Raw genomic sequence first — 13,891 nt, 5'->3', positions numbered from 1 at the left:
TGGCTGGGATCATCGGGATCAGGAATTATTGGGGCAGCCATTCGATGTGGCAGAACTTCTCGTCAACACGGCGGGAGAGCAGCATGCGGGCAAACAGGTGCTCATACTCTTGTTCTTCATTGCCAAGGCCAACCCAGATCTCGGCATAGTCGGTGTCGCTCACGGCAAAACCCACGTCCGCTTCCCAGTCATCGGCCGGGTCGGTTTCGGCCAGCAGGCCGCGGTCGTTGAACTCCTGATTGAAGCGGGCGATCTCCTGCTCCGGCAGGTTGTCAGAGGCCAGCTCCATAAAGAGTTCGAGGGCGGTATCGAGCAGTTCCTCGACGCTGTGCATTTCGTCATTCATAGACATAAGCGGTCTGTTCCAGAAAAGAGAAAAAGGTGCCATCACAGATCACTGCCTGCGGGGCGGCGCTATTCTAGCGGTCGGCGGACCCCTTGGCGAGATGAGGCGAGCCGCTGTGACCTGTTTTTGTGCCAATAAAAAACCGGATCCAGTGACAGGATCCGGTCTTCATTGGGGGAAGGGGTCACGCATAGGGCGTCAGCTCATCCCTTCTTGTCATCGGCGAAGGTGATGTTGAGCTCCAGTACCGACAGCTCATCACTCTTCTGATCCAGTTGGACGGTTATCTTCTCCGGATCAATGTTGACGTATTTGCGGATCACATCGAGGATATCCTGCTTGAGCTGGGGCAGGTAATCCGGCCCCCCTCTGGATGAACGCTCGTGAGCAACAATGATCTGCAACCGCTCTTTGGCCAGTTGTGCGGTGTTCTGTTTCTTGTTGGAACGAAAATAATCCAATAATGACATGTTTAACTCCCGAACAGTCGGCTAAAGAAGCCCTTCTTCTCTTCTTCCAGAAAACGAAATTCCTTGGCATCGCCCAGCAGGCGGGACACCGCATCTTCGTAGGCCTGACCGGCATCGGACTCCTTGTCCAGAATGACCGGTTCGCCTGAGTTGGAGGCGCGCAGCACCGCCTGGGACTCCGGGATCACCCCGAGCAGAGGAATGGCCAGGATCTCCTGCACATCCTGCACGCTCAGCATGTCGCCGCGGTTGACGCGGGTCGGGCAGTAGCGGGTCAGCAGCAGGTGCTCCTTGATGGGGTCTTCGCCACGCTCGGCGCGACGGGACTTGGAGGCCAGGATGCCAAGGATGCGGTCGGAGTCACGCACGGAAGAGACTTCCGGGTTGGTGGTGACGATCGCTTCATCGGCAAAATAGAGTGCCATCAGTGCGCCCGCCTCGATCCCTGCCGGGGAGTCGCAGACGATGTAATCGAACTTCATCTCCGCCAGCTGATCCAGGATCTTCTCGACCCCCTCACGGGTGAGGGCATCTTTGTCCCGGGTCTGGGAGGCGGGCAGGATAAACAGATTTTCCGAGCGTTTGTCCTTGATCAGCGCCTGATTGAGGTTTGCTTCCCCATTGATGACGTTGACGAAGTCATACACCACGCGCCGCTCGCAGCCCATGATGAGATCCAGGTTTCTCAGACCGATGTCAAAGTCAATGACCACTGTCTTGTGACCACGCTGGGCTAAGCCGGTGCTCAGGGCCGCACTGGTTGTGGTCTTGCCAACGCCACCTTTACCCGATGTAACGACTATGATTCGCGCCATTCTCGCTTCCTTGTAACTCTATTTGATACGGTCTATTCGGAGTTGTTCGTTGTCCAGCCGGACGTGTACCGGTTGCTGGATCAGGCCTGCTGGCAATGCATCGCTCAGCTGGAATGTGCCCGCGATGGAGAGCAGCTCGGCCTGTAATTGCTGGCAATAGATCCGGGCCTGGGTGTTTCCCCGGGCACCGGCAATGGCTCTGCCACGCAGGGTGCCATAAATATGAATGCTGTCGTCGGCGAGCACTTCAGCTCCCGGACTGACGGACCCCAGCACCACCAGCGAGGTGCCGGCGGCGTAAATTTGCTGGCCGGAACGAACCGGCCCCACATGTACCTTGCTCGGGATCAAGGGGGCGGGTTCGGGCTCGGGAACCACCTCAGGGGCGGCTGGCGCGGGGGCAGGCTCGGGTTCCGGTTCGCTCTTGCGACTCTTGCCCGAGGCCATCACGGCCAGTCCCACCGCCTTGGCGGCTGTCTTCATCTCTTCACTGCGTGCCCCCGTGATGCCGACCAGCACAAACTCTTCGGACTCCACCAGCTCCTTGAGCTGTTCGAAATCGGGAATATGTTCCAGTCGGGAAACATTGATCACCAGCGGCGCACAATTAAAAAAGTAGGGTGCCTGGGCCACTTTTTCGGCCAACAACTGACGTATCCGCTCAGGCTCGCCATCGCTGATATGCAACACAGAAATAGTGAAGGTGGTCCCTTTCAATTCGTTATCGCGCTCAACCATGAATCTTCCCCGAGGCAGAGATGCTAATCCGTTATTGTTATTCAATTCCTGATGTTATAGTTTGCCCCCATCAGAGGCAATAAACTCGTCGGATTATATCAATTTCCATGTTGTGTGCAGTCTATAAAAGTCGCAAAAAAGCCGAGACCTACCTTTTTGTTGAAAAAAGAGAGGATTTCTCCCGCGTTCCCGCGCCATTGCTGAGCGCATTCGGGCGTCCCGAGCTGGTGCTGATGACTAAGCTGGATCCGGCCAAGCCCTTGGGTCTGGCTGATGTCGGCAAGGTGATGGCTGCGCTGACCAACCAGGGGTTCTACCTGCAGGTGCCACCGCCTCCCGAAAATTTGCTGGAGCAGCACAAGGCCAGCCTGAAAAAACCATCCTGAATATCCAGCCCCGTTGTGCGTTCTGCCAAGCGGGGCTAATTCTTTGTGACTCTGCATGACGCATTCCGGCTCCGGAGAGGTAGCTTGCGATAATCCCGTGACAGGATCTGGCCAAATTAAACCCTCCCTTTGGTGATATTCACTTTTCGCTGTTTAAATAGAAAGTCAATCTACTCCCAACACCATATCGTCAACCTTTGCTGGCGCTCACAAAAATAGCGAGTGGCGCGCACTCATATCCGCCTTTTCAACGGCTATTGGCCCATTCATCGATTATTTTCAGCCCCTTCCTTGGGATCTCTCTTTAGCCTCTATTGCGCGAAGAGTTGTCCGTGAAATGGGGCGTAAAGAGGGCAGTAATAGCTGCGCTGAACTCGGTTTTCGCGATGCGCTGTGGCCAAAATGATGAGCTAACCCCCTGTTTGTTTGCTTGATTGTTTGCCCTGATCACGAAAGTGCCACATAGGTGGAAATCAATGTGGCGGCGTGATAATCCGCAGGGGGAGTGGTAACCGCGTCTTGCCAAACAAGGGTATGACCAAAGGTGAGGATATTGAGCCGAGGGGCCATCTCGATATCGATTAGTTGTGGAATCGTGACCGGGGCAAGATAGCAGGTACAGGTTTCATGTAGGGGCGTAATGTCCCTCTCAATGCATTGAGAAGAGTTAATCAAGGTATGTAATTAGAGAGGTATGCAGACAAGGCAATCCGCATTGCGGTGGCGTAGCAGGGGAATATCAGCGACGCCCTACAGTGAAATGGTCGGTATGCCGGTATAAGTGCCCGGTATCCCATTCGGGCAATAAAAAAGGCGGGATATCCCGCCTTTGTTCAGATGAGGGTCGCAACCCTTATTCGCAAGCAACCTGCATCACCTTGATGGCCAGACCGCCACGGGAGGTTTCACGGTACTTGGAGTCCATGTCCTTGCCGGTGACGTACATGGTGTCGATCACCTTGTCCAGCGAGACGCGCGGCTTGGAGGTACGACGCAGGGCCATACGGGAGGCGTTGACCGCCTTCATGGCTGCGATGGCGTTACGCTCGATGCAGGGCACCTGAACCTGGCCGGCAACCGGGTCACAGGTCAGACCCAGGTTGTGTTCCATACCGATTTCAGCGGCTTCGCAGACGTGCTCCGGGCTACCGCCCATCAGCTCGGTCAGACCGGCAGCGGCCATGGAGCAGGAAACACCCACTTCACCCTGGCAGCCCACTTCGGCGCCGGAGATGGAGGCGTTCATCTTGTAGAGGATGCCGACGGCACCGGCAGCCAGATAGAAACGGGTGTACTCGTCGCGGCCAACCGGCTGGATGAACTTGTCGTAGTAGGCCAGTACGGCCGGGATGATGCCGGCAGCGCCGTTGGTCGGAGCGGTGACTACGCGGCCACCGGCTGCGTTCTCTTCACTCACGGCCAGAGCGAACATGTTGACCCAGTCAACGATGTTCATCGGGTCGCTCGAGAGGTTCTCGTTGGTGTTGAGCTGGCGGTAGAGCGGAGCCGCACGACGGGGTACGCGCAGCGGGCCGGAGAGAACGCCTTCGGTACGGCAGCCGCGCTCGATACCTTCACGCATGGTGTTCCAGATCTTGCCGAACTTCTTGTAGATCTCTTCCGGGGTATTGAAGCACTTCTCGTTTTCCATCATCAGGGCAGAGATGGAGAGACCGGTCTGGCTGCAGTGGGCAACCAGTTCAGCGGCGCTCTTGAACGGGTAACGTACGGACATGTCGCCGCTGTCAGCCTTGCCGAAGTTCTCTTCGTCAACGATGAAACCGCCACCGATGGAGTAGTAGGTCTTGCTGTAGACCACTTCATCTTCGATCAGCGCAGTCAGCTTCATGCCGTTTTCGTGCAGGGGCAGGGCTTCATCGTGGAATACCATGGCATCGCGCGGGAAGCTGACGGTGTGGCAGTGCAGGCCGATCGGCAGACGCTCGGTCTGCTCTACGCGGGAGATAAATTCAGGGATGGCATCGATATCGACATTTTCCGGCAGGTTGCCAGCCAAGCCCATGATGATGGCGGTGTCGGTGTGGTGGCCTTTACCGGTCCAGGAGAGGGAGCCGTAGACATCGACATTGATGCGGGTGATATCGCGGATCTTGCCGCCTGCGCGCAGTTCGTCAACAAACTGTTTGGCTGCTTTCATCGGGCCAACAGTGTGGGAAGAAGAGGGGCCTACACCGATTTTGAAGATATCAAAAACGCTGATCATGTCACTATTACCTCAGGGTAGAAGGGGGCGGCATGCCCACTCACAGAAATTTGGGAGATCCATGGAACGCGCTGGTTTGCGCAGGTCACTGAACCAGATAACCGTAGTGTAACGGCTCGCGACATAAAAAAAGTTGAAATAGATCTATTTTTGTTGAGTTTGAGGCGCGAGTATAAAATTTATTTTGGTGCTTATCCATTTTGTTAAGCGTTTGCCCATAAAAATACCCGGCGATGCCGGGCATTTCGGAACCAAATGGAGTCAATTGCCGTTTTTTAACATTCGGTAATGTTAACGGCGAGGCCGCCGCGGGCCGTCTCCTTGTATTTGGTCTTCATGTCGTTGCCGGTCTCCCACATGGTCTTGATCACCTTGTCCAGTGACACCTTGTGCTCGCCGGTGCCGCGCAGGGCGAGGCGGGCGGCATTGATCGCCTTGACCGCCCCCATGGCGTTGCGCTCGATGCAGGGCACCTGCACCAGTCCGCCTATAGGATCGCAGGTGAGGCCGAGATTGTGCTCCATGCCGATCTCGGCAGCGTTCTCCACCATGGCCGGACTCCCCCCCAGCAGTTCGGTCAGGGCGCCAGCCGCCATGGAACAGGCGACTCCCACTTCCCCCTGACAGCCCACTTCGGCCCCGGAGAGGGAGGCGTTCTTCTTATATAAGATGCCGATGGCAGCCGCGGTGAGGAAGTAGCGGATCAGCGTCTCGTCATCCACCTTGTGCACGAAGCGATCATAGTAGTGCAGCACGGCGGGGATGATGCCCGCAGCGCCATTGGTGGGGGCGGTCACCACCCGGCCACCGGCGGCGTTCTCTTCATTGACGGCCAGCGCAAAGAGATCGACCCACTCCATCACCATCAGCGGATCCTTGTTGAAGTTGGTCTCGCAGCTGAGCTGGCGGAACAGCCCCGGGGCGCGGCGCCGAACCTTGAGGCCGCCCGGCAGCACCCCTTCGCTTTTGCAGCCTCGCTCGACGCAGCCCTGCATCGCCTGCCAGATCTTGCGCAGCCCCGCTTTTATCTGCTCATCGCTGCGAAATACCCGCTCATTGGCCAGGATCAGCCCAGAGATGGAGAGGCCGCTCTCCTGACAGTGGGCCAGCAGTTGGGCGCCGCTGTCGAACGGGTAGGGGACAGGGTGCTCGGCATCAGACTTGGCGGCCTCTTCTTTGGCGGTAGCAAAGTGGCTCTCTTCAATGATGAAGCCGCCCCCGATGGAGTAGTAGGTCTGGCTGAAGCGCAAGTTTTCATCTGAACCAAAGGCGCGCAGAGTCATGCCGTTGGTGTGGGCCGACAGGGTTTTGCGGCGGTTGAAGATGATGGCACCGGTGCGGGGAAAATGGCTTGGCTGTTCGCCAGCCAACTGCAGGTTCTGCTCCTTTTCCACTTGCGCCAGAATGGCGGGGATGGCATCGATATCGACCGATTCCGGTTCAAAGCCCGACAGCCCCAGAATGATCGCCTTGCCGGTGCCGTGCCCTTTGCCGGTCTGGCCCAGCGAGCCGTAACACTCCACTTCGACCCGCGTGACCTGTGGCAGATGCCCTTGCAGCTTGAGCTGCTGGACGAAGGCATAAGAGGCACGCATGGGGCCGACGGTATGGGAAGAGGAGGGGCCAATTCCGATGGAAAACAGGTCAAACACGCTGATCATGACATCAATCCGGTGATGGTTTATGTCTGTTTATTCTAGGATTTTTGTCGTGGATGGAAAGCGGGGATGTGCGGTGCTGTGACATGGACACAGATAATAGGGCTGGGGGGAACCAAAAAGGTTGAAGGGGCTGATCCCCTTCAACCGGCCTGATCAGTCGAGAAATTCGCACAGATAAGCTGTGGGGGTTTTCACTTCCAGTTTGAAGGAAGAGTGACCGGCCACCAGGAAGGATTCACCCTGGCTGTAGGTGTGCCACTCATCTTCATCAGCCAGCTGGATGGTGAGGGCGCCCTTGATCACTGTCATCCGTTCGGGGGCGGCAGTGTTGAACAGGTAGTCACCGGCGTTCATCACCCCGACGGTTGATTTCTCGCCTTTTTGTTCGAAACCGATGGATTTTACATTTCCGTCGAAATACTCGTTAACTTTCAGCATCTTTACATCCCTGTGTGTACGTTTGTGCAGCCAAACTAGCACAATCTTTTGCCAGTTGTCATGGGGGATGAGGTAAAAATCGCCGAGACCGCTTTGAATCTTCACTTTTTCGCAAACTTATTAATAGCCAAGGTTAATGATTTGCTGATTTAAAACAGCAATTAAATGTGAGATAACACGCGCAAACAGGGGAATGGGCAGCCGCTCATTCCCCTGTTTGGTTAATTGCACTGGGAAAAGTGTGAATTTTGCTACATAAAGGAACATATTGTGTTAACTAAAGGACTCATTAAAAACATCGGCTTCCAGGTTGTGGTCGCCATGGTACTGGGCGCAGTGGTCGGCGCGTTCATGGGTGAACAAGCCACCGTGTTTGCACCGCTCGGTACCCTGTTTATCCAGCTGATCAAGATGCTGGTGATCCCGCTGGTGGCAGTTGCCATCCTCTCCGGCGCCGCCAATCTGGGTGCCAGCCCGGCTGCGGGCAAGATCGGTGCGGCTACGCTGGCCTTCTTCCTCGTGACCTCAGCGTTGGCCGTGTTGCTAGCGCTGGTGATGGGGCAGATCTTCAAACCGGGTGTCGGGGTCGATTTCGCTTCCGTTGCCTCCATGTTTGGCGGTGACTATGCCGATAAAGGGGCGTTGCCGGATGCAGTCGCCACCTTGCTTGGCATGATCCCCACCAACGTCTTCAACTCCCTCAACGAAGCGAACATCCTGCAGATCCTGGTGTTCTGCATGTTCCTCGGCATTGCGCTGGCCAAACAGCCGCGCGAGCGGGCAAAACCGCTGGTCGATGGGCTCAATACCCTGGTGGATGCCTTCGTCTGGATGATCAACAAGGTGATGATCATCGCGCCGCTCGGGGTGTTCGGTCTGATGGCTGAGGCCATCGGTACTTATGGCTTCGACGTGCTGACCCTGGTGCTCAAGCTATTCGTGGTTTATGTGGCTGCCATCCTCATCTTCGGCTTTGTGGTCTACCCGCTGCTGGTGATGATGTTCTCCAACACGCCGGTAATGAAGTACCTCTCTGCCATGAAGAAGCCGCAGATCGTGGCCTTCTCCACCGCCTCTTCCATGGCGACCCTGCCGGTCAATATGGAGACCTGCGAGCATGATCTGAAAGTGACCAACGCGACCGCCTCCTTCGTGTTGCCGCTGGGTGCCACTATCAACATGAGCGGCAACGCCATCTATTACGGTCTGGTCGCCATCTTCTTCGCGCAGGTTTACAACATCGATCTGAGCGTCGGTGCCTGGGCCGCCATCATTGTGACCTCCACTCTGGGGGCGATCGGTCAGGCCGGTGTGCCGGGCCCAAGCTTCCTGGTGGTTGCCGTGCTGCTGGCGGCCGGGATCCCCATTGAAGGGTTGCCGCTGCTGTTCGCGCTGGATCGTCTGTTCGACATGATCCGCACCTCCCTCAATATCACCGGCGATGCGGCCTGTGCTGTCATTGTTGACCGCTTCAGCCCGGAATATGACCCACAGCGCTGGAATAAGGCATAACTGCTTTGAGCTGGACTGAGATATAACAGCCCTAAGCTGACACTGCGTAACGCGAGCCCCTGCCATGATGGCGGGGGCTTTTTTATATCTGCCGGACAAGTATCAGAGCAAAGGTGTGCACAAGAGATTGCTGACGGATTTAGCTGCGTTGAATGGAGAGTACAGGAGGGGAAAACATCAGTTGTGGGCATGGGCCGTATGGCGTCAACCGGCCTGTTGTAGATGCCGGGGTAGGGGATTGTCAAACGGCGGGTAACAAAAAGGGGAGCCTTGCTCCCCTCGGATATGATCTACTGCAGGTTCTACTCCATCAGGCCATATGGTTAAACCATCCTGGTTACACCCTTGTGGCGAAAGAAACAGCGTCAACGTGATGAAATCATATCTATGTTGACCATCTCGGCATTGTCACTGAAAAGCGCCAGTTGGTGGCGATTAAACAGACATGGCAAAGAGGGTCGGTCCGGATTGATGCCTCTCTATCCGGCTCAGAACTGTGACAGTGAGGGCAGAGAGACAGCAACCAGGGTGAAAAACACCGTGAAAACGGCAGTAACGATAAACTCTTTCATTTTTCTCTCCCTAAGTTGTTGGTTGATGTAGTCAAGATACCATAACAAGAGGGTAAAACAAGGTGTAAGTTGATAAAATGACTGCTTTGTGTGTGTGGTTGGTTGAGATGGCTATTTTTGTCATATTGAGCTGATTTTATCACCTGCTATGGCATGTTAGGCATTCAAGATTCTGTTTTTATGGTTATTTCATTTAAATTCAATTGGTTGGTGAGCTGTTGGCTGATTTGGTAAAGGGCTTTGTATGGAGCCCAAGTGGCGTTTTATAAGTTTTCACCCTCGTAATAGTGTCATTGAGGCCATAAAAATTGCGCAAGGCAATGATTTGACGATTCCTGGCGTAGATAGCCCATCCAAAAGAAGTCTATGGAGAGAGTCTGGTTGCCAACCCTTGTCACACCATCACTTCATCAGTCCAGAGTCTCCGCATTTTTACAGCAATACACTGGGTTCATAGGGATGAGAGCCGTGCATCGGGGGGATACAGAGTAGCAGCTGGCTGTTTTATCACCGCCAATTTCCCCGTTGGCCTCGGAATAGACATGGCCGCAGCAAGAGTGAGGTGCGCAATAGGCCAGAGGCGTATTCTCTGGCTGGGCTGGGCTGGGCTGGGCTGGGCTGGGCTGGGCTGGGCTGGGCGCGAGTAGCGATTTGCGTGTGCATCTGCGTGAGTCATGTGAGTGCAATACGAGCGCAGCGCCGGAGCATGGTTGGGTAAGATATCTGAATCCCTTCTACAAGATTGAGATATAAAAAGCGGCGTATGACGAGGAGGCTGAACAAGCTCGTTTCAGGGACGACAGAGCACAGTTCAACGCAATCCGGTTTGCAGTGATAAAAGATCCACGACGATACCGGAACTCTGTTCGTAGGCTGATGCCGGTTGGTCTGAGGAGGGGAAGGCTAGTGATCAGTCAAATGGCGCAAGGCTTGGGGATCAGGCAACCCTTATGGTGAGGGGCACACAGCGTGTCAATGCCCCCGTTTTTGTAAAATATTAAAAAACCCTCCGATGGAGGGTTTTTGTCATCAACAGCCGGTTAAAAGCCGCGAGGCTTAGAACAGGGTGGTGGAGAGGTTGTACAGCTCCTGATCGAACGGACGCTTCATGTTCTCGATGCAGTCGATGATGTCGTGGTGTACCAGCTCGTTGCGCTGGATACCGACGCAGCGACCACCGTGGCCAGCCAGCAGCTGCTCAACGGCGTAGGCACCCATACGGCTGGACATGATGCGGTCACGAGCAGTCGGGGCACCGCCACGCTGGATATGACCCAGGATGGTGGCGCGGGTTTCACGACCGGTCAGGGCTTCGATGTCCTTGGCCAGCGCGTTCACGTCGGTAACGTGCTCGCAGATGGTGATGATGGCGTGCTTCTTGCCTTTGGCTTCGCCTTCCTTGATCTGCTTGAGCAGCTTCTCTTTGTCGAAAGCCACTTCCGGTACGATCACATATTCGGCACCACCGGCAACGGCGGCGGACATGGCCAGATCGCCACAGTGGCGGCCCATGATCTCGACCACTGAGATACGGTGGTGGGAGCTGCAGGTGTCGCGCAGACGGTCGATGGCGTCAACCACCACGTTCAGAGCGGTATCAAAACCGATGGTGAAGTCGGTACCAGCGATATCGTTGTCGATGGTGCCCGGCAGGCCGATGCAGGGGAAACCCTCTTCGGTCAGCTTCTTGGCACCCATGTAGGAGCCGTCACCACCGATGACGACCAGCGCATCGATACCGTGTTTTTTCAGGTTTTCGATCGCTTCGGCGCGCACTGCGGGGTCTTTGAAAGCAGGGAAACGGGCGGAGCCAAGGAAAGTACCACCACGGTTCACCACATCGGAGACGCTGTGACGCTCCAGCTTGACGATGCGATCCTGGTGCAGACCGAGGTAGCCATCATAAATACCGTAAACTTCCAGGCCATGATGCAAACCGGCGCGAACCACGGCGCGAATGGCTGCGTTCATACCCGGTGCGTCGCCACCACTGGTCAAAACACCAATACGTTTGATTTGTTTGGTCATGAGTGCCTCTGGATCTGAGTTGTCAAATACGAATGTTTAAATAGACAAGCCACTTTTACTATATCGGCTTTCATATGGGATGCGGGGGCCACCATAGGAAAAGCGATACAAGAGAGGGGACGCGCCCCTCTCTTTGCCGTAATCAGCGATTACTTGGCAGCGCCAGCGATGATCTGGGAGAAGTCGTCCACTTTCAGGGACGCACCACCGACCAGGCCACCGTCGATGTCCGGCTGACCGAACAGGTCGGCTGCAGTGGCGCCAGTGACGGAACCGCCGTACAGGATCTGTACTTTGGCAGCAACGGCGGCATCAAAACCGGCCAGGTACTGACGGATGTGAGCGTGAACGGACTGAGCGATCTCCGGAGTGGCAGTCTTGCCGGTACCGATGGCCCATACCGGCTCGTAAGCGATAACGGCGTTGTTGAAGGAGGCGATGCCGCAACGGTCGATAACAGCTTTCAGCTGGGTCTCAACCACGTTCTTGGTCACGCCGGCTTCGAACTGCTCCAGAGTTTCACCGATGCACAGAACCGGCACCAGGCCGCCTTTCTGGATCGCTTCGTACTTGGCAGCAACCACGTCGTCACTCTCTGCGTGCAGGGTACGACGCTCGCTGTGGCCGACCAGAGAGTAGGTGCAACCAAAGGCTTTCAGCATGGAGGGGGCGTTTTCACCGGTGAAGGCGCCAGACTCGTGTACGTCGGCGTTCTGGGCACCGTAGGCGATTTTGGTGCCAGCGGTCAGCTGCTCAACCAGACCCAAAAAGATAACCGGCGGGCAGACGGCGACTTGCACAGAAGGATGAGCGGCAGCAGCCGGGGTCAGTCCTTTGATCAGAGCTTCAACAGAAGCTTTGGTGCCGTTCAGTTTCCAGTTACCCATTACCAGGTGCTGTCTCATCTTGTATATCTCCTAGGCATTTGATTGCGCGACATTATATGAATTGAACCGAGCCCAAGATAGCTGACCCGGCGGCAAATGACGTAATTTTTTTTCGCTTTCCTGATCCAAATCAGGAATGAAACGCTTGATCGCTCATTCGTTAACCTGCCCCCGCAAGCGAGCCCACCATACCCCAATCCATTCGTGGATGGCAGCTTCGGAATACATCAAATAACGCCCTTTGGGTAAATAACTGTAGAGGGGCTGGGGTACCTGGCTCTGCTTGGCGGTGTAGTCGGTGGGGGCCGGCACGGCATTGAGTCCCTGACCTTGATAGAGGGCCATGGCGCGCGGCAGGTGGGTTGCTGAACTGACCAGCGCCACCTCTTTTCCTTTCAGATGTCGGCTGATACTGACCGCCTCATCATGAGTGTCTTTGTTGTTTTCAAACAACGTCATCCGCGAACGGGGAATGCCGAGGCTCTCGGCCATCCGGGCATTGACCTCGGCATTGGAGAGGGGATCCCCCGATACATAGCCGGAGAAAACCAGTTCGGCGTCGGGATAGGCCTGGGCGAGGCGAACCCCTTCGAGAGTGCGGGCCAGGGCAATATTGTTTTGCCAGGAGCGCTCGGGCACCGCCGGGTCGCTGACATGGCCGTTGCCGAGCACCACGATGGCCTCGACGTTGGGATGCTGGCTCACCTCGAACGGTGGGTAGGTCTGCTCCAGCCCGCGGGCCAGTTCATAGCTCATCGGCCGCATCCCCATCAGCGCCACAATGAGCAGCGAGAGGGTGGCCAGCAGTTTGCCGGTTTTCTGAAAACGGGTGAACCAGAGCAGCAGCAGGGCGACCAGCAGCAGGGAGAGGGAGAAGGGGAGCGGCATCAACAGCTGACCCAGCCACTTTTTGAGCACAAACACGACAGACACTTCCTTGAGTTTTCAGCAAATTCGGGATGTGACAGAATACCTCTCTTTTTTGGGATGGCCACAACCCTGTGGCGCTAATGTTGAGTTTCTCCTTGAAGCACGATCAGAGTTTTGACGGGCGCGCCGACAAGTTCGCCCGCAACATTTACGACTCCACCAAGGGGCGCATCCGCACCACCATTGTCTGGAGCGACATCGAAGCCTGCCTGGCCCGCCTTGGCAACCGACCGCTGCGCATCCTCGATGCGGGGGGCGGTTTTGGCTATTTCGCCCAGAAGCTGGCGGCCATGGGTCATCAGGTGGAGCTGTGCGATCTGTCAGCAGAAATGCTGGAACTGGCCCGCAGCCAGATCGCCGAGAAGGGGCTGGAAGACAAAATTCGTCTCATCCATTGCCCCATTCAGGATCTGAAGCAACACGTGACCGGTACCTTTGATCTGGTGCTCTGCCATGCGGTGCTGGAGTGGCTTGCCGAGCCGCGCCAGACCTTGCTGGGTCTGTTCCCTTTCGTCAATGCCGGGGGCATACTGTCGCTGCTTTTTTACAACCGTCATGGTTTGCTGTTCCAGAGCCTGGTGGTGGGCAATTTTGACTATGTGCGCCTTGGTCTTCGCAAGAAGCGTCAGACTGCGCTTACGCCCACCAATCCCCAGCTGCCGGAGCAGGTCTATGACTGGATTGGTCGCGGGGGGCTGCGCATCATCGGCAAGACCGGGGTGCGGGTGATCCACGACTATATGCGTCATAAGCAGGATCAGGTGGAGAAGTTCGACGATCTGCTGGCCATGGAGCAGCAATATTGCCGTCAGGAGCCTTTTGTCTCCCTCGGTCGCTATATCCATGTGATGGCCCAGAAGCCGGCCAGTTGATTGCTCGCGGTT

At 56.0% G+C, this 13,891-nt stretch carries 13 protein-coding genes; 3 read left to right on the top strand and 10 right to left on the bottom strand.

Going from position 1 to position 13,891, the window contains the following annotated elements; all coding sequences use genetic code 11:
- Positions 1–25: 25 nt before the first annotated feature.
- From I6L41_RS07000 to minC, 4 genes are all read right to left on the bottom strand, one after another.
- Complete coding sequence (locus tag I6L41_RS07000) at positions 26–352, bottom strand: HI1450 family dsDNA-mimic protein (protein ID WP_005352317.1); 327 nt, start codon at positions 350–352, stop codon at positions 26–28.
- Between the two features lie 197 nt (positions 353–549).
- A complete protein-coding gene (minE, locus tag I6L41_RS06995; protein ID WP_005336848.1) occupies positions 550–816 on the bottom strand; it encodes a cell division topological specificity factor MinE in 267 nt (88 codons plus the stop codon).
- Positions 817–818: 2 nt separating this feature from the next.
- A complete protein-coding gene (gene minD / locus I6L41_RS06990; RefSeq protein WP_005336847.1) occupies positions 819–1,631 on the bottom strand; it encodes a septum site-determining protein MinD in 813 nt (270 codons plus the stop codon).
- Between the two features lie 18 nt (positions 1,632–1,649).
- On the bottom strand, positions 1,650–2,369 hold the full coding sequence (minC, locus tag I6L41_RS06985; protein WP_013723728.1) for a septum site-determining protein MinC: 720 nt from the start codon (positions 2,367–2,369) through the stop codon (positions 1,650–1,652).
- A gap of 107 nt (positions 2,370–2,476) precedes the next feature.
- On the opposite strand from minC, the gene I6L41_RS06980 reads away from it, so the two are divergent.
- Positions 2,477–2,755, top strand: a complete 279-nt coding sequence (locus tag I6L41_RS06980) for a YcgL domain-containing protein (protein WP_005352312.1) — start codon at positions 2,477–2,479, stop codon at positions 2,753–2,755.
- An 853-nt stretch (positions 2,756–3,608) separates the two neighbouring features.
- On the opposite strand, the gene I6L41_RS06975 is transcribed toward I6L41_RS06980, so the two are convergent.
- From I6L41_RS06975 to I6L41_RS06965, 3 genes are all read right to left on the bottom strand, one after another.
- Positions 3,609–4,979 carry an L-serine ammonia-lyase gene (locus I6L41_RS06975; RefSeq protein WP_108541207.1) on the bottom strand — a complete coding sequence of 457 codons (1,371 nt, stop codon included), beginning with the start codon at positions 4,977–4,979 and terminating at the stop codon, positions 3,609–3,611.
- A gap of 275 nt (positions 4,980–5,254) precedes the next feature.
- Positions 5,255–6,640 (bottom strand): L-serine ammonia-lyase, encoded by a 1,386-nt coding sequence (locus tag I6L41_RS06970; RefSeq protein WP_216962974.1) that lies wholly within the window; start codon positions 6,638–6,640, stop codon positions 5,255–5,257.
- Between the two features lie 153 nt (positions 6,641–6,793).
- Positions 6,794–7,078: a pyrimidine/purine nucleoside phosphorylase gene (locus tag I6L41_RS06965; protein WP_005336842.1), complete on the bottom strand. Its 285-nt coding sequence runs from the start codon at positions 7,076–7,078 to the stop codon at positions 6,794–6,796.
- Between the two features lie 270 nt (positions 7,079–7,348).
- Between I6L41_RS06965 and I6L41_RS06960 the strand changes: the two genes are divergently transcribed.
- A complete protein-coding gene (locus tag I6L41_RS06960) occupies positions 7,349–8,590 on the top strand; it encodes a dicarboxylate/amino acid:cation symporter (protein ID WP_005352303.1) in 1,242 nt (413 codons plus the stop codon).
- A gap of 1,628 nt (positions 8,591–10,218) precedes the next feature.
- Here I6L41_RS06960 and pfkA read toward each other — a convergent pair.
- The 3 genes from pfkA to elyC form a co-directional block, all read right to left on the bottom strand.
- A complete protein-coding gene (gene pfkA / locus I6L41_RS06955; RefSeq protein WP_005336840.1) occupies positions 10,219–11,190 on the bottom strand; it encodes a 6-phosphofructokinase in 972 nt (323 codons plus the stop codon).
- Between the two features lie 149 nt (positions 11,191–11,339).
- Entirely contained in the window at positions 11,340–12,095 is a 756-nt protein-coding gene (gene tpiA / locus I6L41_RS06950; RefSeq protein WP_041207655.1) for a triose-phosphate isomerase, read from the bottom strand.
- A 135-nt stretch (positions 12,096–12,230) separates the two neighbouring features.
- Complete coding sequence (gene elyC / locus I6L41_RS06945; protein WP_216962971.1) at positions 12,231–13,001, bottom strand: envelope biogenesis factor ElyC; 771 nt, start codon at positions 12,999–13,001, stop codon at positions 12,231–12,233.
- Positions 13,002–13,102: 101 nt separating this feature from the next.
- Here elyC and cmoM point away from each other — a divergent pair, with 101 nt between their 5' ends.
- Positions 13,103–13,879, top strand: a complete 777-nt coding sequence (gene cmoM / locus I6L41_RS06940; protein ID WP_033113262.1) for a tRNA uridine 5-oxyacetic acid(34) methyltransferase CmoM — start codon at positions 13,103–13,105, stop codon at positions 13,877–13,879.
- Positions 13,880–13,891: the final 12 nt, after the last annotated feature.

The organism is Aeromonas sp. FDAARGOS 1411, assembly GCF_019047125.1.
GTDB lineage: Bacteria > Pseudomonadota > Gammaproteobacteria > Enterobacterales > Aeromonadaceae > Aeromonas > Aeromonas veronii.
The sequence above is the reverse complement of the archived record's forward strand: the minus strand, read 5'-3'. Positions and strand labels throughout refer to the sequence as shown.

Coding starts and splice junctions, on each gene's coding strand:
- I6L41_RS06975 (WP_108541207.1), bottom strand. CDS start 4,979: ATGATCAGCGTTTTTGATATCTTCAAAATCGGTGTAGGCCCCTCTTCT.
- I6L41_RS06965 (WP_005336842.1), bottom strand. CDS start 7,078: ATGCTGAAAGTTAACGAGTATTTCGACGGAAATGTAAAATCCATCGGT.
- minE (WP_005336848.1), bottom strand. CDS start 816: ATGTCATTATTGGATTATTTTCGTTCCAACAAGAAACAGAACACCGCA.
- minD (WP_005336847.1), bottom strand. CDS start 1,631: ATGGCGCGAATCATAGTCGTTACATCGGGTAAAGGTGGCGTTGGCAAG.
- I6L41_RS06970 (WP_216962974.1), bottom strand. CDS start 6,640: ATGATCAGCGTGTTTGACCTGTTTTCCATCGGAATTGGCCCCTCCTCT.
- I6L41_RS06980 (WP_005352312.1), top strand. CDS start 2,477: ATGTTGTGTGCAGTCTATAAAAGTCGCAAAAAAGCCGAGACCTACCTT.
- pfkA (WP_005336840.1), bottom strand. CDS start 11,190: ATGACCAAACAAATCAAACGTATTGGTGTTTTGACCAGTGGTGGCGAC.
- tpiA (WP_041207655.1), bottom strand. CDS start 12,095: ATGAGACAGCACCTGGTAATGGGTAACTGGAAACTGAACGGCACCAAA.
- I6L41_RS07000 (WP_005352317.1), bottom strand. CDS start 352: ATGTCTATGAATGACGAAATGCACAGCGTCGAGGAACTGCTCGATACC.
- minC (WP_013723728.1), bottom strand. CDS start 2,369: ATGGTTGAGCGCGATAACGAATTGAAAGGGACCACCTTCACTATTTCT.